Source organism: Enterobacter cancerogenus, assembly GCF_019047785.1.
Taxonomy (GTDB): Bacteria; Pseudomonadota; Gammaproteobacteria; order Enterobacterales; family Enterobacteriaceae; genus Enterobacter; species Enterobacter cancerogenus.
Genome location: NZ_CP077290.1, coordinates 4,370,423 through 4,390,520, shown reverse-complemented (window position 1 = coordinate 4,390,520; position 20,098 = coordinate 4,370,423). Strand labels below are relative to the sequence as shown.

At 57.6% G+C, this 20,098-nt stretch carries 19 protein-coding genes; 8 read left to right on the top strand and 11 right to left on the bottom strand.

What is annotated here, in order from left to right; genetic code table 11:
- Positions 1-33 precede the first annotated feature (33 nt).
- Positions 34-366: an RcnB family protein gene (locus I6L58_RS20755; RefSeq protein WP_006176384.1), complete on the top strand. Its 333-nt coding sequence runs from the start codon at positions 34-36 to the stop codon at positions 364-366.
- Positions 317-796, top strand: a complete 480-nt coding sequence (locus tag I6L58_RS20750) for a GNAT family N-acetyltransferase (protein ID WP_088208107.1) — start codon at positions 317-319, stop codon at positions 794-796. The genes I6L58_RS20755 and I6L58_RS20750 overlap by 50 nt, the downstream gene beginning before the upstream one ends.
- A 91-nt stretch (positions 797-887) precedes the next feature.
- On the opposite strand, the gene apbC is transcribed toward I6L58_RS20750, so the two are convergent.
- Positions 888-1,997 carry an iron-sulfur cluster carrier protein ApbC gene (apbC, locus tag I6L58_RS20745; protein ID WP_088208106.1) on the bottom strand — a complete coding sequence of 370 codons (1,110 nt, stop codon included), beginning with the start codon at positions 1,995-1,997 and terminating at the stop codon, positions 888-890.
- 136 nt (positions 1,998-2,133) lie between these two features.
- On the opposite strand from apbC, the gene metG reads away from it, so the two are divergent.
- Positions 2,134-4,167, top strand: a complete 2,034-nt coding sequence (gene metG / locus I6L58_RS20740) for a methionine--tRNA ligase (protein WP_042320245.1) — start codon at positions 2,134-2,136, stop codon at positions 4,165-4,167.
- Between the two features lie 99 nt (positions 4,168-4,266).
- Here the strand turns inward: metG and I6L58_RS20735 are convergent, their stop codons facing one another.
- The 3 genes from I6L58_RS20735 to I6L58_RS20725 are packed head-to-tail and all read right to left on the bottom strand — an operon-like array spanning position 4,267 to position 7,183.
- The gene (locus tag I6L58_RS20735) at positions 4,267-4,737 is read right to left on the bottom strand and encodes a YehS family protein (RefSeq protein WP_006176388.1); all 471 of its coding nucleotides are present in this window, start codon (positions 4,735-4,737) and stop codon (positions 4,267-4,269) included.
- A gap of 47 nt (positions 4,738-4,784) precedes the next feature.
- The gene (gene btsR / locus I6L58_RS20730; RefSeq protein ID WP_088208105.1) at positions 4,785-5,504 is read right to left on the bottom strand and encodes a two-component system response regulator BtsR; all 720 of its coding nucleotides are present in this window, start codon (positions 5,502-5,504) and stop codon (positions 4,785-4,787) included.
- Positions 5,498-7,183, bottom strand: coding sequence for a sensor histidine kinase (locus I6L58_RS20725; protein ID WP_006176390.1), 1,686 nt, complete (start codon positions 7,181-7,183; stop codon positions 5,498-5,500). Before I6L58_RS20725 ends, btsR begins: the two co-directional genes overlap by 7 nt.
- 217 nt (positions 7,184-7,400) lie before the next feature.
- On the opposite strand from I6L58_RS20725, the gene mlrA reads away from it, so the two are divergent.
- Positions 7,401-8,141: an HTH-type transcriptional regulator MlrA gene (mlrA, locus tag I6L58_RS20720; RefSeq protein ID WP_006176391.1), complete on the top strand. Its 741-nt coding sequence runs from the start codon at positions 7,401-7,403 to the stop codon at positions 8,139-8,141.
- 69 nt (positions 8,142-8,210) lie between these two features.
- On the top strand, positions 8,211-8,324 hold the full coding sequence (locus I6L58_RS20715; protein WP_071599713.1) for a protein YohO: 114 nt from the start codon (positions 8,211-8,213) through the stop codon (positions 8,322-8,324).
- Here the strand turns inward: I6L58_RS20715 and I6L58_RS20710 are convergent.
- The 5 genes from I6L58_RS20710 to bglX all read right to left on the bottom strand — a co-directional run bounded on the left by I6L58_RS20710 (position 8,299) and on the right by bglX (position 14,495).
- Entirely contained in the window at positions 8,299-9,036 is a 738-nt protein-coding gene (locus I6L58_RS20710) for an ABC transporter permease (protein WP_088208104.1), read from the bottom strand. The genes I6L58_RS20715 and I6L58_RS20710 overlap by 26 nt on opposite strands.
- Positions 9,020-9,970: an ABC transporter ATP-binding protein gene (locus tag I6L58_RS20705; protein WP_088208103.1), complete on the bottom strand. Its 951-nt coding sequence runs from the start codon at positions 9,968-9,970 to the stop codon at positions 9,020-9,022. Before I6L58_RS20705 ends, I6L58_RS20710 begins: the two co-directional genes overlap by 17 nt.
- Positions 9,963-11,120 carry an ABC transporter permease gene (locus I6L58_RS20700; RefSeq protein ID WP_088208102.1) on the bottom strand — a complete coding sequence of 386 codons (1,158 nt, stop codon included), beginning with the start codon at positions 11,118-11,120 and terminating at the stop codon, positions 9,963-9,965. Before I6L58_RS20700 ends, I6L58_RS20705 begins: the two co-directional genes overlap by 8 nt.
- Positions 11,121-11,132: 12 nt before the next feature.
- Positions 11,133-12,050 (bottom strand): glycine betaine ABC transporter substrate-binding protein OsmF, encoded by a 918-nt coding sequence (gene osmF / locus I6L58_RS20695; RefSeq protein WP_058609815.1) that lies wholly within the window; start codon positions 12,048-12,050, stop codon positions 11,133-11,135.
- Between the two features lie 147 nt (positions 12,051-12,197).
- On the bottom strand, positions 12,198-14,495 hold the full coding sequence (bglX, locus tag I6L58_RS20690; RefSeq protein ID WP_088208101.1) for a beta-glucosidase BglX: 2,298 nt from the start codon (positions 14,493-14,495) through the stop codon (positions 12,198-12,200).
- 189 nt (positions 14,496-14,684) lie between these two features.
- Between bglX and dld the strand changes: the two genes are divergently transcribed.
- Both dld and I6L58_RS20680 read left to right on the top strand, forming a co-directional pair.
- On the top strand, positions 14,685-16,433 hold the full coding sequence (dld, locus tag I6L58_RS20685; protein ID WP_088208100.1) for a D-lactate dehydrogenase: 1,749 nt from the start codon (positions 14,685-14,687) through the stop codon (positions 16,431-16,433).
- 112 nt (positions 16,434-16,545) lie between these two features.
- Positions 16,546-17,100 (top strand): GNAT family N-acetyltransferase, encoded by a 555-nt coding sequence (locus I6L58_RS20680; RefSeq protein ID WP_042320259.1) that lies wholly within the window; start codon positions 16,546-16,548, stop codon positions 17,098-17,100.
- Positions 17,101-17,197: 97 nt separating this feature from the next.
- Here the strand turns inward: I6L58_RS20680 and pbpG are convergent, their stop codons facing one another.
- Together pbpG and I6L58_RS20670 are read right to left on the bottom strand one after the other, a co-directional pair.
- Positions 17,198-18,118 (bottom strand): D-alanyl-D-alanine endopeptidase, encoded by a 921-nt coding sequence (gene pbpG / locus I6L58_RS20675; protein WP_006176400.1) that lies wholly within the window; start codon positions 18,116-18,118, stop codon positions 17,198-17,200.
- 167 nt (positions 18,119-18,285) lie between these two features.
- Complete coding sequence (locus tag I6L58_RS20670) at positions 18,286-18,873, bottom strand: Yip1 family protein (RefSeq protein ID WP_006176402.1); 588 nt, start codon at positions 18,871-18,873, stop codon at positions 18,286-18,288.
- A 157-nt stretch (positions 18,874-19,030) separates the two neighbouring features.
- Here I6L58_RS20670 and I6L58_RS20665 point away from each other — a divergent pair, with 157 nt between their 5' ends.
- A complete protein-coding gene (locus tag I6L58_RS20665) occupies positions 19,031-19,600 on the top strand; it encodes a DedA family protein (protein ID WP_088208099.1) in 570 nt (189 codons plus the stop codon).
- The last annotated feature ends 498 nt before the right edge of the window (positions 19,601-20,098 follow it).

Below are 20,098 nucleotides of genomic sequence, written 5' to 3'. Positions count from 1 at the left end.
GTGAGTATCAGTAACGGTATAACTGGAGAAAAAATGGCTAAGCATAAATGGCTGCTTCTGGGTGTAATGATGTCTCTGGCGGGTGCAGCGTCCGCGGCCCCGCAAACAGCGTCTGCGCCTTCTGGCATCAAGGCCTATGAAGAGCAAGAGTTCATTGCCGATTTCACTAAGTTCAAAATTGGCGATACGGCACCTGCGATGTATCAAACGCCAGAATACACGATCAAGCAGTATCAGCTCCGTAACCTTCCGGCGCCGGATGCTGGCACACACTGGACTTACATGGGCGAGAATTACGTCCTGATTGGCGATGCCGATGGCAAGATCTACAAAGCGTACAACGGCGATATCTTCTATCACCGCTAATCCCGTTTTCGTCCGTCCGTGGCAGGAAAGCGATCGTCCTTTCCTGCGCACGCTGTTTCTTCATGCCCGGCGCGAAGCCTGGCCCTGGCTGAACAGTGAAGACTGGCAGCTGGAGGATTTTGACGCGGTCACCCTCGACGAGCAAATCTGGGTGGCGGTGCAAAACGGCCATCGCGTGGGGTTTGCCTCCGTCTGGCCTAACGATAACTTCCTGCACAACCTGTTCGTCGGCCCGGAGTATCAGGGACTTGGGGTTGGCAGCGTATTGCTGGAGCAGGTGCAAAAGACCTTCACCAGCACTGGCGCACTGAAGTGTCTGGTCAAGAATGAACGGGCGGTTGCGTTTTACCAGCGTCACGGCTGGTACATCGAGGCGACGGGAGATTCGCCGGAAGGCGAGTATTATTTGATGCACTATCGGCCTGGTTAAGTCAGGTGGCGCTTCGCGTACCTGACTTACAAAACCGTATTTCACAGGCCGGGGAAGGCGAAGCCATCACCCGGCACTCAACGCAGAAGAATTACACCGCGCGGAAGGCGATTTCGCCCGGAATGATTTCGCCCTGCCAGTAGAGTTGCGCCGCAACGCGCCCCGCCAGTTGACGATACATCTCGGCAAATTCACTGTCCGGACGGCTGACGACCGTCGGTTTTCCGCTATCCAGATCTTCACGCAGGGTAATGTGCAGCGGCATCTGACCCAGCAATTGAGTGTGATACTGCGCGGCCAGTTTCTCTGCACCACCAGTGCCGAAAATAGGCTCATGATGCCCGCAGTTGCTGCAGATATGCATGCTCATGTTCTCGACAATGCCCAGCACCGGCACGTCAACTTTCTCGAACATCACGATGCCTTTTTTGGCGTCGATCAGGGCAATATCCTGCGGCGTGGTCACAACCACTGCGCCCGTCACGGGAATGTTCTGCGCCAGCGTCAGCTGGATATCACCGGTGCCCGGCGGCATATCCAGCACCAGGTAATCCAGATCCGGCCACATCGTTTCCTGCAGCATTTGCAGCAGCGCTTTGCTGGCCATCGGGCCACGCCAGACCATCGCGTTATCGTCTGTAACCAGATAACCGATAGAGTTGGTTGCCAGACCGTGCGCCATAATCGGTGCCATGTGGGTGCCGTCCGGCGAGGTTGGACGCTGGTTTTCTGCGCCCAGCATAGCCGGGATGGACGGACCGTAAATATCCGCATCCAGAATACCGACTTTCGCCCCTTCGGCAGCCAGCGCCAGCGCCAGGTTGACCGCGGTGGAGGACTTACCTACTCCGCCCTTGCCAGAGCTGACGGCAATGATAATTTTGACGCCATTAATGCCCGGCTGGTTTTTCACGCGCTTAAGCGTGGCGATGCTGTGGCTCAGCTTCCAGTCAATCGCTTTTGCACCGGTGATGCGCAGCAGTTCGGAACTGGTTTGCTCTTTGAGGACATCAAATGCGCTGGTCCAGACGAACGGCATCTGCAGTTCAATATGCAGCGTGTCGTCCAGCCATGCGACGTGGTGAAGCGCTTTCAGCGTGGTGAGATTGTGCTTCAGGGTTGGATGCTGAAAATTAGCCAGCGTCCCGGCGACCATTGCTCGTAAGGCTTCCGGTGATTTGGCCTGGGATTGAGAACTCATCCCGACTCCTTTGTTCTTGTGAATAAGACCTTAGATGACAAGTTTACCTGAAAGGCCGTGGTTTGTGCTTACTTAATAATGCCCCTTTTGGTAATATCAAAAACCCTTTTCACAGTTAAAAGAAGTAATGACTACTATGACTCAAGTCGCGAAAAAAATTCTGGTAACGTGCGCACTGCCGTACGCCAACGGCTCAATCCACCTCGGCCACATGCTGGAGCATATCCAGGCTGATGTCTGGGTCCGTTACCAGCGAATGCGCGGCAACGAGGTCAACTTCATCTGTGCAGACGACGCCCACGGCACGCCGATCATGCTGAAAGCGCAGCAGCTCGGCATCAGCCCGGAGCAGATGATCGGTGAAATGAGTCAGGAGCACCAGACGGATTTCGCCGGTTTTGACATCAGCTATGACAACTACCACTCGACGCACAGCGACGAGAACCGCGAGCTGTCTGAGCTTATCTACACCCGTCTGAAAGAGAACGGTTTTATCAAAAACCGCACCATCTCTCAGCTCTACGATCCGGAAAAAGGCATGTTCCTGCCGGACCGTTTCGTCAAAGGCACCTGCCCGAAATGTAAATCCCCGGATCAGTACGGCGATAACTGCGAAGTGTGCGGCGCGACCTACAGCCCGACCGAGCTTATCGAGCCGAAATCCGTGGTGTCCGGCGCAACGCCTGTCATGCGCGACTCTGAGCACTTCTTCTTCGATCTGCCGTCGTTTAGCGAAATGCTGCAGGCGTGGACCCGCAGCGGTGCGCTGCAGGAGCAGGTCGCCAATAAAATGCAGGAGTGGTTCGAATCCGGTCTGCAGCAGTGGGATATCTCCCGCGATGCACCTTATTTCGGCTTCGAGATCCCGAACGCGCCGGGCAAATATTTCTACGTCTGGCTGGATGCGCCTATCGGCTACATGGGCTCGTTCAAGAACCTGTGCGACAAACGCGGCGACACCACCAGCTTTGACGAATACTGGAAGAAAGATTCCGACGCCGAGCTGTACCACTTCATCGGCAAAGATATCGTTTACTTCCACAGCCTGTTCTGGCCGGCGATGCTGGAAGGCAGCAACTTCCGCAAGCCAACCAACCTGTTCGTGCACGGCTATGTGACGGTGAACGGCGCGAAGATGTCTAAATCCCGCGGCACCTTTATTAAAGCCAGCACCTGGCTGAACCATTTCGACGCGGACAGCCTGCGTTACTACTACACCGCGAAGCTCTCTTCACGCATCGACGATATCGACCTGAACCTCGAAGATTTCGTCCAGCGCGTTAACGCGGACATCGTCAACAAGGTGGTGAACCTGGCCTCCCGTAACGCGGGCTTTATCGCCAAGCGTTTTGACGGCGTGCTGTCTGCCGAACTGGCCGATCCTGAGCTGTACAAAACCTTCACCGACGCCGCCGCTGCGATTGGCGACGCCTGGGAAAGCCGTGAATTCGGTAAAGCGATTCGTGAAATCATGGCGCTGGCTGACGTGGCTAACCGCTACGTTGACGAGCAGGCACCGTGGGTTGTCGCTAAGCAGGAAGGCCGCGATGCGGACCTTCAGGCTATCTGCACCATGGGCCTGAATATGTTCCGCGTGCTGATGACCTGGCTCAAGCCGGTTCTGCCGCAGCTCTCTGCGCGTGCTGAAGCCTTCCTGAACACCGAGCTGACCTGGGATGCCATCCAGCAACCGCTGCTCGGCCACAAGGTCAACACCTTCAAGGCGCTGTATAACCGCATCGAAATGAAGCAGGTTGACGCCCTGGTCGAGGCCTCCAAAGAAGAGGTGAAGGCTGCCGCTGCGCCGGTAACCGGCCCGCTGGCAGACGATCCGATTCAGGAGACCATCACCTTTGATGATTTCGCCAAAGTCGACCTGCGCGTGGCGCTGATTGAAAACGCGGAATTCGTCGAAGGCTCTGACAAGCTGCTGCGCCTGACGCTGGATCTGGGTGGCGAGAAGCGTAACGTCTTCTCCGGCATCCGTTCTGCCTATCCCGATCCGCAGGTGCTTATTGGTCGCCAGACGGTGATGGTTGCGAACCTTGCGCCGCGCAAAATGCGCTTCGGCATCTCTGAAGGGATGGTGATGGCGGCAGGTCCTGGCGGGAAAGATATCTTCCTGTTAAGCCCTGACGAAGGCGCGAAGCCGGGTCAGCAGGTGAAATAACAAAAAAGCCGGAGTTGATCTCCGGTTTTTTTTTGCAACGTGTTTTCTTCCTCTGGGAGAGGGGCGGGGTGAGGGCATCAGGCCGCCAACCGGCTAAAATCACGCTTTCGGGTGATGCACCCGGTGGGTCAGCCCGCGCAGGAAGTTACGCAGAAACTGGTCGCCGCACTCGCGGTAGTTTTTATGATCCGGTGCGCGCATCATAGCGGTCACTTCCGGCACCGATACGCGGTATTTTTGCTCGGTCATGATCGCCACAATATCGTCAGTCTTCAGTGAGAAGGCGATGCGCAGTTTTTTCAGTACGGTGTTGTTATTCACGCGGCGCTCCAGCGCCAGCTCGGGTGCAGACTCATCTTTGCCGCGCTTGTCGTAAATCAGGCCGTTCAGGAAGCCAGACAGAATAATGTCCGGGCAGCGTACAAAACCCTCTTCATCTTCTTTGGTCATCCAGGTATCGAAACCTGCCGACGTGGCTTCCATATCGGACAGCGCAAGAATGCGCACCATGTCGTTATTGTTTGCTTTCAGGGTGTAGCGCAGGCTACGAAGAATGTCATTACTAATCATGAGTGCCTTTAACTTTCGATGTTGCAATGGCGCGCAGTGTACCAGTTTTACAGGCCAATCGCTTCTTTCAAACTTTTCAGGTAGCGACGACTGACGGGAACCGTTTGTCCGGCCCGCAGCACCAGCTCGGCCTGGCCGTTATCCTCAAGACGGATCTCCTTGAGATGCGCCATATTAACCAGATACTGTCTGTGACAGCGGATCAGCGGGGTGCGGCTCTCCAGCGTGCGCAGCGTCAGTTCGGTGAACCCTTCGTTGCCCTCGGCGCTGGTGACGTACACGCCGCTCAGCCGGCTGCTGACAAAGGCGACGTCATCCATTTGCAGTAGATAAATTCGGCTGTGTCCGGTGCAGGGGATGAACTTCAGCGGCTGCTGGTTCTCCGGCAGCAGGGTCACATCCTGCACGCCACGCTCCTGGCGCAGGCGGGTCAGCGTCTTTTCCAGACGCTTCTCCTCGATCGGCTTTAGCAGATAATCAAACGCATGTTCTTCAAAGGCTTTCACGGCATATTCATCAAAGGCCGTCAAAAACACGATATAGGGACGGTGCTGGGGATCGAGCATCCCCACCATCTCCAGGCCGCTGATGCGCGGCATCTGGATGTCGAGAAACAGCACGTCCGGGCGCAACTTGTGCACCGCGCCAATCGCCTCGATGGCATTGGCACACTCTCCTACCACCTTAATATCACTGTGCTCCTGCAACAGAACGCCCAGGTTTTCCCGTGCGAGCGGCTCATCATCCACAATCAGCACTCTCAGCATGCGTTTTCCTCCAGCGGCAGTCGTAAGGTAATGCGGGTAAAGTGGTCTGGCTCGCAGGCGACGGTGATCCCGCAGTCGTCACCAAAATGCGCACGCAGGCGTTTATCCACCAGGCTCATGCCCAAACCGCCTGATGCGGTTGGCGCATAAAGCCCGGCGTTATCTTCAATATCCAGCACCAGATGGTGGTTAAACCGGCTGGCAGAAATCGTGATCTCGCCAATCCCTAACAGCTGCGACGTGCCGTGCTTGATGGCATTCTCGACGATAGGCTGCAGGGTAAAGGCCGGAAGGTGCTGGTACGCCAGCTCATCCGGCACCGAAAGTGACACCTGCAGTCGCGACTGAAAACGCGCCTGCTCAATTTGCAGATAGGCGTTAACGTGCTCGACTTCATCCGCCAGGGTGACAATCTCCGACGGACGCTTGAGGTTCTTGCGGAAAAACGTCGACAGGAATTGCACCAGCTGGGCCGCCTGATCGCTGTCACGGCGAATGACCGCCTTCAGCGTGTTGAGCGCGTTAAACAGGAAATGCGGGTTGACCTGAGCATGCAGAAGCTTGATCTCTGACTGCGTCAGCAGCGCTTTTTGCCGTTCATACTGTCCGGCCAGAATCTGGGCCGACAGCAGCTGGGCGATCCCCTCCCCCAGCGTGCGGTTGATCGAGCTGAACAGGCGGTTCTTCGCTTCATAAAGCTTGATGGTGCCCATTACCCGCTGGTTTTCACCGCGCAGCGGAATGACCAGCGTAGAGCCGAGCTTGCACTGCGGATGCAGGGAGCAGCGGTACGGCACTTCGTTGCCGTCGGCGTAGACCACTTCACCGGTCTCGATGGCGCGCAGGGTGTACGCAGAAGAGATCGGCCTGCCCGGCAGATGATGGTCGTCCCCGGTGCCGGTAAAGGCCAATAGCCGTTCACGGTCGGTAATCGCGACCGCGCCGATATCCAGCTCCTGATAAAGCACCTGCGCCACCTTCATGCTGTTTTCTTCGTTAAAGCCCTGGCGCAGGATCCCTTCGGTCGACGCGGCGACTTTTAACGCCGTTGCGGAGAACGCCGAGGTGTATTTCTCAAACATCGCGCGCTTGTCGAGCAATATACGCATAAACAGCGCGGCCCCGACGGTGTTGGTTACCATCATCGGCGCGGCAATGCTGCTCACCAGATGCAGCGCGTCTTCGTAGGGCCGGGCGATCAGCAAAATAATCGCCATCTGCGCCATCTCCGCCACGAAGGTAATTGCCCCGGCGGTGATCGGGCTAAAGACTTTATCCGGGCGTCCGCGTTTGATCATGTAGCTGTGCACCAGGCCACCGAGCAGCCCTTCAACAATGGTCGAGATCATGCAACTTAGCGCCGTCATGCCGCCCATTGAGTAGCGATGCAATCCGCCGGTTAACCCAACCAGCCCGCCCACGACCGGGCCACCGAGCAGACCGCCCATGACCGCGCCGATGGCGCGCGTGTTGGCAATGGAGTCTTCAATGTGCAGCCCGAAATAGGTGCCCATGATGCAAAAAATAGAGAAGGTGACGTAGCAAAGCAGCTTGTGCGGGAGACGAACGGTCACTTGCATCAGCGGGATGAACAGGCGCGTTTTACTCATCAGCCAGGCGATGACAAGAAACACACACATCTGCTGAAGCAGCAGCAGCACCAGATTGAACTCGTACATACGCAGGGACCGCACATTTCAAAAACGCGTAACATACACTGATGGCGGTAAACTTTCTTTGAAGTATTCCAAAAAAGCCGCATTTCGTGTTCGCTGTCACACCTTTTGCCGAATATCCCCCATAACGGGCATTATTCGTTCAAAAAAACGACAATTCTTCCTGGTTCGCCAAACTGGGTCTACAGTTAAGCTGGGAACGCGCAAGCCGGGGGCAACTATGGCGCTTTACACGATAGGTGAAGTGGCACTCCTTTGTGATATCAATCCCGTCACGCTGCGCGCGTGGCAGCGACGTTATGGATTACTGAAACCGCAGCGAACCGACGGCGGTCATCGTCTGTTCAATGAGGCAGATATCGACCGCATCCGCGAGATCAAAGGCTGGATCGACAATGGCGTACAGGTGGGCAAAGTCAAAGATCTGCTCAGCCAGGACGACCCGGACACCCAGCATCTCTGGCGCGAGCATCAGGAAACGCTGTTGCGGCTTCTGCAGGCAGGCAACCTTCAGCGCCTGCGCGCCTGGATTAAAGAGCAGGGGCGCGATTATCCCGCCCGGACCTTGATCACCCATCTTTTTATCCCGCTGCGTCGACGGCTGCAGTGTCAGCAAACCACCCTGCAGGCGCTGCTCAGCATGCTGGACGGGGTACTCATCAACTACATCGCCGTCTTTCTTGCATCGGCCAGAAACAAAGGCGGAAAAGATGCCCTGGTTGTCGGCTGGAACGTTCACGATACCACCCGGCTATGGCTGGAAGCGTGGATCGCCACCCAGCGGGGCTGGCGTGTGGACGTACTGGCACATTCCCTCCCCCAGCTTCGCCCCGACCTTTTCGACGGACAAACCCTGCTGGTGTGGTGCGGCGAAGTGCCAACCGCCTCGCAGCAGCAGCTGCTCACGGAGTGGCGTGAGCATGGCTACCCCGTTTACCCGCTTGGTCCGAATGAGCCTTAACGACATTTAATGGTTCATTAACAGCTGCGCTTCACCGTATAATTGTTCCGTTAACAACAGGAGCAGATGATGAAGGCAACTAAACTGGCCGTAATAACACTTTTCGTGCTGATGGCCCTCAGCGGTATCGGCGGTGTGATGCTGGCGGGTTACTCATTTATTGTACGCGGCGGTGTCGGCTGAGATAAACGGCCAGGCGCTCAAACAGGCGATCGACCACGATAGCCGCCAGCGCGACGAGCAGTGCACCCTGAATGATATAGGCCGTATTAAACCCGCTTAAGCCGATAATAATCGGCGTTCCGAGCGTATTAGCCCCCACCGTTGAGGCGATGGTCGCGGTGCCAATGTTGATAATCACCGACGTGCGGATCCCCGCCACGATCACCGGTGCCGCAAGCGGCAACTCCACCTTGCCAAGCCGCTGCCAGGCGCTCATCCCCATCCCTTCCACCACGCTCAGCACCGACCCCGGAACCGAGGCAATCCCCGCCAGCGTGCCCTGAAGAATGGGCAAGACGCCGTACAGGATCAGCGCGACAATCGCCGGCACCTGACCAAAGCCCATCACCGGCACCGCAATGGCCAGCACCGCGACCGGCGGAAAAGTTTGTCCAATAGCGGCTATCGTCTCCACCAGAGGACGAAACTCCTTGCCGGATGGGCGCGTTACCGCAATCCCGGCCCCCACGCCAATTACAATCGCCACGACGCTTGAGAGGATCACCAGCCAGGCATGCGCCAGCGCAAGATTGATAAAGCTCTCCTGCTGATAAACCGGACGCGGCAGGCCGGGAAACAGGGTACTAAACAGCCCGGCGCTGTAAGGCATGGCCCAAAGCAAGACCAGAAAAAGCCCCACCAGCCAGGGCAGCGGATCACGCATCCACTTCACGCGCCACCTCCCCCACCAGCAGATCGCGGAAATGCAGCGCGCCGCAGAGTGTCCCCTGCGCATCACAGACCGGCAGCGCCTCGCACTGGCGCGCCACGAAGGCCGAAAGCGCATCGCGCAGGCTCATCTGTTCCTGAAGCGGTTCGCCGCCAGGTGACGCATCGTCCCGCCGCATGTACTCGCCCACCGTGCGCAGGGAGAGCAGCCTGACGCCCAGCTCGCTGCGGCCAAAAAACTCGCGGACAAAATCATTGGTCGGATGGCTCAACAGCGCCAGCGGCGTCCCCTGCTGGATCACTTCGCCGTTGTCCATCAACACCAGGTGGTCGGCCAGCCGCAGCGCTTCATCGATATCGTGGGTCACGAGAACGATGGTGCGCCCAAGAATGCGGTGGATGCGCGTCATCTCTGCCTGAAGGGCCGCGCGCGTAACCGGATCGAGCGCGCCGAAAGGTTCATCCATCAGCAGCACCTGCGGGTTGGCGGCCAGTGCGCGCGCCACCCCGACCCGCTGCTGCTGCCCGCCGGAAAGCTGGTGCGGATAACGGTCACGCAGCGCAGGCTCCAGCCCTAACAGGGCCATCAGCTCATCCACGCGCTCGTCGATGCTGCGTCGGCTCCATTTTTCCAGCTGTAGCACCGTGGCGATATTTTGCGCCACCGTCCAGTGCGGGAACAGGCCGATGGACTGAATGGCGTACCCCATGCGACGGCGCAACTCCAGCACCGGCAGGCTGCGAATCTCTTCCCCGGCAAAGCGGATCTGCCCGCTGTCGTGCTCGACCAGGCGGTTGATCATCTTCAGGGTGGTGGATTTACCTGACCCCGAGGTGCCGATCAGCACGGAAAATGCGCCCTCGGCAAAATTCAGGTTCAGATGGCTTGCCGCCGGACGGCCCGCAAAGGTTTTACTGACATCGTTAAATTCAATCATTGGCTCTTCTCCTGAGCAACGCGAGCCACAAGGCAAACAGCGCATCAAGCACGACCGCCAGCGCGATGGTAGGGATCACCCCGAGCAGCACTAAGTCCAGCGCGCTGCTGAGCAGCCCCTGGAACACCAGCGCACCGAAACCGCCTGCACCAATCAGCGCGGCAATCACCGCCATGCCCACGGTTTGCACCGTCACCACCCGCAGGCTGCGCACCAGCAAAGGAAGCGCAAGCGGCAGCTGGATTTTCCAGAAACACTGGCGGGCGCTCATGCCCATCGCCTGCGCGCTCTCCAGCACGTCAGACGAGACCTGTCCCAGCCCGGCCACGACGCCACGGACCAGCGGCAGCAGCGCATACAGCACCAGGGCAATCAGCGCAGGCGTAAGCCCGGTTCCCGCAATGCCCAACGAGCCAAGCGCCGGAAAGGATTGCACCAGCCCCGCCAGCGGTGCGATCAGCAGGCCGAACAGCGCAACGGACGGGATGGTCTGGATAACGTTAAGCACGGTGAATACCCCACCCTGGCGCGAGGGATGGCGATAGCACCACATGCCCAGCGGCACGCCCACCAGCAGGGCCGGCACCAGCGTACCGAACAGGATGGTCAGGTGCTGCGCGAGCGCATCGTCAAACACCTCCTGACGATTGGCGTACTCTTTTAATAACGACAGGTCGTTCAGCTCGCCACTGAACAGCAGCACCAGCGGAATACACCAGAGCTGGGCGTTAAGCAGCCAGCGCCAGGCGGACATCGGCATCAGGCGGCGGATCGCATCGCTGCAGGCCAGCAGGCACAGCGCCAGCCACAGCCACAGACCGCTGCCTATCGACGTTCGCGCAAGGGGGCTTTCAAGCGAGGTCATCTGCGTCGCCGCCAGCCCCGCGCTCCAGAACAGCGCAATAAACAGCGCTTCACAAAGCACGAGTGACAGCCAGAGGGATAAACGCGATGACCACAGGGATAAGGCGATCAGCACAGCCAGCGCGGCGGCAAGCAGCGCTGGCGTAAATGACCAGATAGTCCAGATCGCGCGCCCTTCGCCCGAGACCAGGCGATTGGGCGCAACGTTCACAAAGGGTAACGCGACGGCGGCGAGGGCAACAAACACCAACAGCAGCAGTACGCGGTTATGACATTTTATTGGCACAGCCTTTCCCTGTTACTTCACAAGCCCTTGTTGTTTCAGGAAGTCGGCAGCCACTTTTTTGGCATCCAGTCCTTCAACGGCAATATTGGCATTGAGCTGCTGCAGCGTTTTTTCATCCAGCTTTTCAAAGACCGGCTTAAGCCAGTCGCCAATCTGCGGATAGGCTTTGAGCACCGCCTCACGCACTACCGGTGCCGGGGCATAAATCGGCTGGACGCCTTTTGGATCAGTTAAGGTTTGCAGGCCCAGCGCGGCCACCGGGCCGTCGGTGCCGTAGGCCATCGCCGCATTCACGCCGGAGGTCTGCTGCGCGGCCGCCTTAATGGTCACCGCGGTATCGCCGCCCGCCAGGGAGAGGAGTTGCGACTGGTCGAGTTTAAAATCGTAGGCTTTTTCAAAGGCAGGAAGCGCGTCGGGGCGTTCGATGAACTCCGCAGAGGCGGCAAGCTTGATGTCGCCCTTCTCTTTCAGATAGCGGCTCAGATCCTCAAGCGACGTCAGCTTGCCTTTCTCAGCAACATCTTTGCGCACCGCAATGGTCCAGGTGTTGTTGGCTGGTGCAGGCGTCAGCCAGACCAGTTTGTTCTGTTCCGCATCCAGCTTTTTGACCTTCTCATAACCGGCTTTGGCGTTTTTCCATGCCGCGTCGTTTTCATCTTTAAAGAAGAAAGCGCCGTTACCGGTGTATTCAGGATAGATATCCAGCTCGCCCGAGACGATCGCGCCGCGCACCACCGGCGTGGTACCAAGCTGCACTTTATTGACGGTTTTCACGCCATGGCTCTCAAGCACCTGCAAGATGATATTGCCGAGCAACGCCCCTTCGGTATCGATCTTTGAGCCAACCTTCACCGGCTCGGCGGCCTGCAATGGCAGGCTCAGCGCCGCCAGTAATGCCGCCGCGCCTAAAATCCCCTTTGTCTTCGTCATTCCGCTGTCCTCATTTTTTTATCGCCTTTTTCAGAGGCTTGAGAGAAAAGCGTAGCTTAAAACGGCGGATTTAACCGGCAAAATGCCTTTTTAGCATAAGGTAAGATACATCCCCCGGCCTGCGGGGGATGTCAGAGAAAGGCAGGGTTACTGCAGCTCGAACTCGCCTTTATTCACGCGGGCGGAATCTACGCCGATAAAGACGTTAAACTTGCCCGGTTCAGCATCGTATTTCATCTGCTGGTTCCAGAACTTCAGCGCGTTGACGTCAATCGGGAAACTCACCGTTTTGGTCTCACCAGGCTTGAGATCCACCTTCTCAAAACCACGCAGCTGCTTCACCGGACGGCTCATGGACGCGGTAACGTCCTGAACGTACATCTGGATCACCGTTGCGCCGTCACGCTTGCCGCTGTTGGTCACGTCCACGCTGGCGGTGACGCTGCCGTCACGGGTCATGGTCGGAGCCGACATTTTCACGTCAGACACCGTGAAAGTGGTGTAGCTCAGGCCATAGCCAAACGGATACAGCGGGCCGTTGGCTTCGTCGAAGTAACGGGAGGTGTACTTATTCGGCTTATCGGCGTTATACGGACGGCCAGTATTAAGATGGCTGTAGTACACCGGAATCTGCCCGACGGAGCGCGGGAAGGACATCGGCAGCTTGCCGGACGGGTTGTAATCGCCAAACAGCACGTCGGCGATGGCGTTACCGCCTTCGGTCCCGGCGAACCAGGTTTCGAGAATCGCATCAGCCTGCTGATCTTCTTTCACCAGCGCCAGCGGGCGACCGTTCATCAGCACCAGTACCAGCGGCTTACCGGTCGCTTTCAGGGCGGCGATCAGATCGCGCTGGCTCTGCGGAATCGTGATGTCGGTACGGCTGGAGGCTTCGTGCGCCATCCCCTGCGCTTCACCCACCACGGCCACCACCACGTCGGACTGCTTCGCGGCGTTAACCGCTTCGTCGATCATCTCCTTCGGCGTACGCGGATCGACCTTCACGGCTTCTTCATACTGATTGAGGAAGGTGACGATATCTTTATCGTTGGTGACGTTCGCCCCTTTGGCGTACACCACTTTCGCATTATCCCCGACGGCACTCTTAATGCCGGTCAGCACGGTTACGGACTGATCGGCTACGCCCGCGGCGGACCAGCTGCCCATCACGTCGCGCTTGCTGTCGGCCAGCGGGCCGACCACGGCAATGGTGCCGGATTTCTTCAGCGGCAGCGTGTCGAGGCGGTTTTTCAGCAGCACCAGGCTTTCACGCGCTACTTCGCGCGCTTCTTTGCGGTGCAGACGGCTTTCGGCGTTGGTGTCCGCCGGGTCAGAGTCTTTCGGCCCGAGGTGGCTGTACGGATCGTTAAACAGCCCCATGTCATATTTGACGTTCAGCACGTGGCGGGTGGCGTCGTCCAGCTCGGCCATCGTCACTTTGCCGCTTTTCACCAGCCCCGGCAGGTATTTGCTGTAATACTCGTCGCTCATGCTCATGTTGATGCCGGACTTAAGCGCCACGCGTACCGCATCTTCCGGATCGGCGGCCGTGCCGTGTTTAATCAGCTCTTTAATCGCGCCGTGATCCGAGACGGTGATGCCCTTAAAGCCCCACTGGTCACGCAACACGTCTTTCAGCAGCCAGGCGTCGGAGGTTGCAGGCGTGCCGTTCAGGGAGTTCAGCGCCACCATCACCGCGCCGCTACCCGCATCCAGACCCGCTTTATACGGCGGCATGTAGTCGTTGAACAGGCGCTGCGGGCTCATGTCCACGGTGTTGTACTCTTTCCCGCCTTCCACCGCGCCGTAGGCCGCGAAGTGTTTGACGCTGGTCATTACCGAGTAGCGGTCCGCCGGGCTTTTGCCCTGCATCGCTTCCACCATGGTTTTCCCCATCGTGGCGGTTAAGTAGGTGTCTTCACCGAAGCCTTCCGACGCGCGGCCCCAGCGCGGATCGCGGGAGACGTCGACCATCGGTGCCCAGGTCATGTTCAGGCCGTCGTCCGCCGCTTCATAGGCGGAAATACGCCCGACGGTTTTTACCGCGTCGAGGTTAAAGGAGGAGGCTAAGCCGAGGCTGATTGGGAAGACGGTGCGCTGGCCGTGCAGCACGTCATAGGCGAAAAAGAGAGGGATTTTCAGGCGGCTGAGTTCCATCACCTGATCCTGCATTTTGCGGATATCCTGGCGGGTAACGGTGTTAAAAATGGCCCCGACCTGGCTCTCCTTGATCATGTCGCGGATAGCCTCTTTCGGGTTATCCGGGCCGACGCTGATCAGACGCAGCTGGCCAATTTTCTCATCGACCGTCATCTTCTTGAGCAGCTCGGTGACAAATGCATCACGGGCTTCAGGCGTGAGCGGATGATTACCAAACAAATCGTCTGCCAGCGCAGGTTGCAGCGCCAGGCTAACGGCGACACCTACCGAACATAGCCATTTCATGTCGTTTTACTCTCTCATCAATAACCGCCGGCAGCCCTCGGCCAGCCCGTGCGAAAAGCGCAGTGTGCCATAAACCCTTTGATCCGTGCAGGGTTATTCTCTGATTTTTCTCATGAATAGTAGACCGCTTGACGATTAATCGCGCTATGCTTTACAGCGAGAAATTTGCCCCACCACAAGGAGTGGAAGATGTCTTCTGTTCGATCTCACGATAACAACGCATTTATTAACGAACTGTCGCGCCTGGTTGGCTCCTCTCACCTGCTTACCGACCCGGCCAAAACCGCGCGCTACCGCAAGGGCTTTCGTTCCGGACAGGGCGATGCCCTGGCGGTGGTTTTCCCCGGCACGCTGCTGGAACTGTGGCGTGTACTGAGCGCCTGCGTCACCGCCGACAAAATTATTCTGATGCAGGCCGCCAATACCGGTCTGACGGAAGGCTCAACGCCGAACGGCAACGATTACGATCGCGACATTGTGATTATCAGCACGCTGCGTCTCGACAAACTGCACCTGCTGGATAAAGGCGAACAGGTGCTTGCCTTCCCCGGCACCACCCTGTATTCCCTGGAAAAAGCGCTCAAGCCGTTGGGACGCGAACCGCATTCGGTCATCGGCTCCTCCTGCATTGGTGCCTCCGTGGTGGGCGGGATCTGCAACAACTCCGGCGGCTCGCTGGTGCAGCGCGGCCCGGCTTACACCGAAATGTCCCTTTTCGCCCGTATCGACGAGAACGGCAAACTGACGCTGGTGAACCATCTGGGGATCGATCTGGGCGTGACGCCGGAGCAAATTCTCAGCAAGCTCGACGACGATCGCGTGCGGGATGAAGACGTTCAGCACGACGGACGTCATGCTCACGACCATGACTACGTAACCCGCGTGCGCGACATTGAAGCCCAGACCCCGGCGCGCTATAACGCTGACCCGGACCGTCTGTTTGAATCCTCCGGCTGCGCGGGCAAGCTTGCCGTCTTCGCCGTGCGCCTGGACACTTTCCCGGCTGAAAAAAACCAGCAGGTGTTCTACATCGGCACCAATGAGCCAGGCGTACTGACCGAGATCCGCCGCCACATTCTTGGCAACTTTACCCATCTGCCGGTGGCAGGCGAGTATATGCATCGCGATATCTACGATATCGCCGAGCGTTACGGTAAAGACACCTTCCTGATGATCGACAAGCTCGGTACCGACAAAATGCCGTTCTTCTTTACGATGAAGGGCCGCACCGACGCGATGCTGGAAAAAGTGCCGCTGTTTAAGCCGCACTTTACCGACCGCTTCATGCAAAAACTCGGCAACGTCTTCCCGGCGCATTTACCTGAAAGAATGAAAACATGGCGCGACAGGTACGAACATCATCTGCTGCTGAAGATGGCCGGCGATGGCATTGCCGAAGCGCAGACCTGGCTGACCGAGTTCTTCAAAACCGCCGACGGGGATTTCTTTGCCTGTACGCCGGAAGAAGGCAGCAAAGCCTTCCTGCACCGCTTCGCGGCGGCGGGCGCGGCCATTCGCTATCAGGCGGTTCATTCCGACGAGGTGGAAGATATTCTGGCGCTGGATATTGCCCTGCGGCGTAACGATACCGAATGGTTTGAACACCTGCCGCCGGAGTTCGACAGCAAGCTGGTGCACAAGCTCTACTACGGTCACTTTATGTGCTACGTCTTCCATCAGGATTACATCGTCAAGAAAGGGGTCGATGCACACGCTCTGAAAGAGCAGATGCTGACGCTGCTACGCGCCCGCGGGGCACAATATCCGGCGGAACATAACGTTGGGCATTTATACGAAGCGCCCGAGACGCTTAAACGGTTTTATCGCGAAAATGACCCTACAAACAGTATGAATCCCGGCATTGGTAAGACTACGCGGAATAAATACTGGAAAGAGTCGGCCGACGCGGAGCCGCACAATACGCAAGCCTCTGATTAGTTCCTACAGCCAAATTTAAGAGATTGTTAAGCAGTCCTCAAACGTACTAGAGTAGGTGCCTGACGCCAGAGAAACGTTTCTCTGGCTTTCCATGTTGAGGAGCAGGCACATCATGTCGGCTGTTGATATTTTGTCTGAAACTGAAGTCGACGTGCGCGACGCCCTTCCTGACGATGCGCATGCCATTTCGGCCATCTATGCATGGCATGTCCTTCACGGCCGTGCGTCGTTTGAAGAGGTTCCCCCCACCGTCGATGAAATGCGTCAGCGCATGCAAAACGTTGCCGACAAAGGTCTGCCATGGCTGGTTGTGCTCTATCGTGGGATTGTGGTGGGCTATTGCTATGCGACCTACTACCGCCCCCGCCCCGCCTACCGTTTCACGCTTGAAGAATCGATTTACGTCGACGCCAGCACCACCGGACGCGGTTTTGGATCGGCGCTGATGGATGCGCTGATTGCGCGCTGTGAAAAGGGTCCGTGGCGACAGATGATTGCGGTTGTCGGTGACGGGAATAACAATGCCGGGTCGCTGCGTTTACATAAAAAGCACGGCTTTGAAGTCGTCGGCCAACTGCGAAGCGTGGGCTACAAGAAAGGGGACTGGCGGGATACGTTGATTATGCAGCGCCCGCTTAACGACGGGGACTGGACGCTGCCGGAGTAAGTCGCTGTTGCCCTGGGCGGCGTCGCTTACCGGGCCTGCATGCGACGCCCTTGTAGGCCGGGTAAGGCGAAGCCGCCACCCGGCGCTCACAAACGGCTCAATCGTTCTGTGCGGTCGCCATCTGTTCTGCTTTCTGCTTCTTATACGCCAGCGCTGAAGCCGGCACCGGCTGCACTTTCCCGGTCTCAATCCAGGTACGCAGGCGGCTGGCATCCGCGAAGTGGGTATATTTCCCGAACGCATCCATCACCACCAGCGCCACCGGTTTGCCGTTGAACACGGTGCGCATCACCAGGCAGTGCCCCGCCGCGTTGGTAAAGCCCGTTTTGGTTAACTGGATATTCCAGTTATCGCGATACACCAGATGATTGGTGTTGCGGAACGGCAGCGTGTACGGAGGGTTCGAGAACGTCGCCATATCTTCACGCGTGGTGCTGAGCTGGCCGAGCAGCGGATAGCGTTTGCTGGCGACCAGCAGCTTCGTCAAATCCCGCGCCGTCGAGACGTTATGAATCGACAGGCCCGTAGGCTCCACAAAGCGGGTATTGGTCATCCCCAGCGATTTGGCTTTGGCATTCATGGCACGAATAAACGCGTCATAGCCGCCCGGATAATGATGCGCCAGGCTCGCCGCCGCGCGGTTCTCAGAGGACATCAGCGCCAGCAGCAGCATATTTTTACGGCTGATCTCACTGTTCAGACGCACGCGAGAGTAGATCCCTTTCATCTCCGGCGTGTGGCTGATATCCACCTTCAGCTTTTCATCCAGCGGCAGTCGTGCATCAAGCACCACCATCGCGGTCATTAATTTGGTTATCGAGGCGATCGGGCGCACCAGGTCCGGATGGCTGGCGTAAATCACCTTGTTGGTGTTCAGATCCACGATCATCGCGCTGCCGGACGCAATTTGCGGTTGCGCAGCGGTGGTTACCGCGGGCGTTTTGGCCATCACCGGTGCGGCAACAGACGCTCCCAGCAACAGCGCCAGGCTAAGTAAAGAGACTCGGAATTTTAACATGGTGAGACTTCTGGTAATTATTCACGCACGTAATGACGTACACCGCCTGCATGGATGGGTAAATGCAGGCTGGCTTCGGCATCATAGCGGGCACTGTGCGTTGTCGCCAGCAGTTAATCGTGAACAGATGCTGCATTGCTGGCATTTACGCCAGCAATGCAATACGCCTAGAAGAGACGGTAACCATAGCCCCAAAGAATCACCGTCAGCGCCAGTAACGCCTCCAGTACCAGTACGCCAATGGCAAGCGTTGAGCTGGAGAAGCTCAGGCCCTCTTCTTTATTGATATTCAGGAAGGTGGGAATACCCAGGTACAGCAAATAGCCGGTATAAAAGAGTGCGACCGTACCGACCAGCGCGCACAGCCAGACCAGCGGATAGAGCGCAACAATGCCGCTTAAGAACAGCGGCGTCGCGACGTATCCGGCGAAGATCATGCAGTTCGCCAGCGATGGACGCTGCGGGTAGTTGCGTGCCATCCAGTAGATGACGCGTCCCATGATGGCAACACCGGCCAGCATCAGGCCATAGAACAGCACCGCAAGCCCCAGCCCGGTGAACCAGGAGAGCTGGACCACGGTGCCATCACCAAAGTTCCAGCCGATTTGAGTCGTACCAATAAACGCGCAGATCACCGGCACCGCTGCCATCAGCAGTACATGGTGCGTGTAATGATGCGCAACCGTTTCGTTCTCGCTTCTGATTACGTGCATTTCACGATCGGGATGGGAGAAGAGTCCCCAGACATGGTTCATAGCGCCCCCTTGTTGTCGGCCCGTCAGCGATAGCCTAAGTATAATGCAGGCTGTCGATTATTTTATGTACAGCAGGAAATTTGCCTTGATTGCCGCGTTATTTATTCATGGGGTATATGATTAATGCAGGCACGCTGAGGGAGACTACGCTTACTTAATGGATATTAATGGTCTGATTGAACACTATGGATACGCTGCGCTGGTTGTCGGAAGCGTGGCAGAAGGCGAAACCATCACCCTGTTAGGAGGGGTTGCGGCACATCAGGGATTGCTGAAATTTCCGCTGGTTGTCGCCGCCGTGGCGCTGGGCGGCATGATAGGCGACCAGCTTCTCTACTTCCTCGGGTTACGCTTTGGGCCAACGCTGCTCAGGCGGTTTTCGAAGCACCGCAAGAAAATCAACCGGGCGCAGAGGCTTATTCAGCGTCATCCCTATCTTTTCGTCATTGGCACCCGCTTTATGTACGGATTCCGCATCATCGGGCCGATACTGATCGGGGCCAGCCGGTTACCCCCTAAAATTTTCCTGCCGCTGAATATCCTTGGCGCGATCGCCTGGGCGCTGATCTTTACCACTCTCGGCTACGCGGGTGGCGAAGTGATTGGCCCGTGGCTGCATAACCTCGATCAGCATCTTAAACACTGGGCGTGGCTAATTCTGGTGGTCGTGGCGGTGATTGCGGTGAGGCTGTGGCTGAAGCACCAGGAGAAAAAGCGGGAGGAGTAGTGCGGCCTGATGCCCTTACCCCCGTCCCGTCGGGTATCACGTTCCCTCTCCATTTGGGCTGAGGGATCCCCACAAACTTATGCGAGCAGCGAACTATTCCCTCGCCCCTCTGGGGAGAGGGTTAGGGTGAGGGGAATATACGGCGACGGGGGTATTTCCGTTCACTTTATTTATCTTGCTACTCTGTCGCTACATAACCGGTGAACGTGCCAGGGTGGCTCAATCGCCACCACCCTGGCAACCCGGGCTCCCGGCAGAAAATCGCCGCTTCGCGGTCCCCTCGGCTTATTCCTTCCGGCTTATCGGGGACGGGCGGAGGTAACCTCCCTGTAAATCCGCCCTCTCGGCGCATCCCTGCGCCTCGCCCCGGCCTGCTGGAAACGCCTCAGCGATTTACAGCCGGACCAGGGCATCGCTGAATACCTGGTGACATTCTGAAAGCAACGTTAATGCTTCTGCTTACACATTACTGGGGATCCCTCTCCCTTTTGGAGAGGT

Coding starts and splice junctions, on each gene's coding strand:
- I6L58_RS20715 (WP_071599713.1), top strand. CDS start 8,211: ATGAAGGCAACTAAACTGGCCGTAATAACACTTTTCGTGCTGATGGCC.
- I6L58_RS20725 (WP_006176390.1), bottom strand. CDS start 7,183: ATGTACGAGTTCAATCTGGTGCTGCTGCTGCTTCAGCAGATGTGTGTG.
- metG (WP_042320245.1), top strand. CDS start 2,134: ATGACTCAAGTCGCGAAAAAAATTCTGGTAACGTGCGCACTGCCGTAC.
- mlrA (WP_006176391.1), top strand. CDS start 7,401: ATGGCGCTTTACACGATAGGTGAAGTGGCACTCCTTTGTGATATCAAT.
- I6L58_RS20670 (WP_006176402.1), bottom strand. CDS start 18,873: ATGAACCATGTCTGGGGACTCTTCTCCCATCCCGATCGTGAAATGCAC.
- btsR (WP_088208105.1), bottom strand. CDS start 5,504: ATGCTGAGAGTGCTGATTGTGGATGATGAGCCGCTCGCACGGGAAAAC.
- apbC (WP_088208106.1), bottom strand. CDS start 1,997: ATGAGTTCTCAATCCCAGGCCAAATCACCGGAAGCCTTACGAGCAATG.
- I6L58_RS20735 (WP_006176388.1), bottom strand. CDS start 4,737: ATGATTAGTAATGACATTCTTCGTAGCCTGCGCTACACCCTGAAAGCA.
- I6L58_RS20750 (WP_088208107.1), top strand. CDS start 317: ATGGCAAGATCTACAAAGCGTACAACGGCGATATCTTCTATCACCGCT.
- pbpG (WP_006176400.1), bottom strand. CDS start 18,118: ATGTTAAAATTCCGAGTCTCTTTACTTAGCCTGGCGCTGTTGCTGGGA.
- osmF (WP_058609815.1), bottom strand. CDS start 12,050: ATGACGAAGACAAAGGGGATTTTAGGCGCGGCGGCATTACTGGCGGCG.
- I6L58_RS20665 (WP_088208099.1), top strand. CDS start 19,031: ATGGATATTAATGGTCTGATTGAACACTATGGATACGCTGCGCTGGTT.
- I6L58_RS20680 (WP_042320259.1), top strand. CDS start 16,546: ATGTCGGCTGTTGATATTTTGTCTGAAACTGAAGTCGACGTGCGCGAC.
- bglX (WP_088208101.1), bottom strand. CDS start 14,495: ATGAAATGGCTATGTTCGGTAGGTGTCGCCGTTAGCCTGGCGCTGCAA.
- I6L58_RS20705 (WP_088208103.1), bottom strand. CDS start 9,970: ATGATTGAATTTAACGATGTCAGTAAAACCTTTGCGGGCCGTCCGGCG.
- I6L58_RS20755 (WP_006176384.1), top strand. CDS start 34: ATGGCTAAGCATAAATGGCTGCTTCTGGGTGTAATGATGTCTCTGGCG.
- dld (WP_088208100.1), top strand. CDS start 14,685: ATGTCTTCTGTTCGATCTCACGATAACAACGCATTTATTAACGAACTG.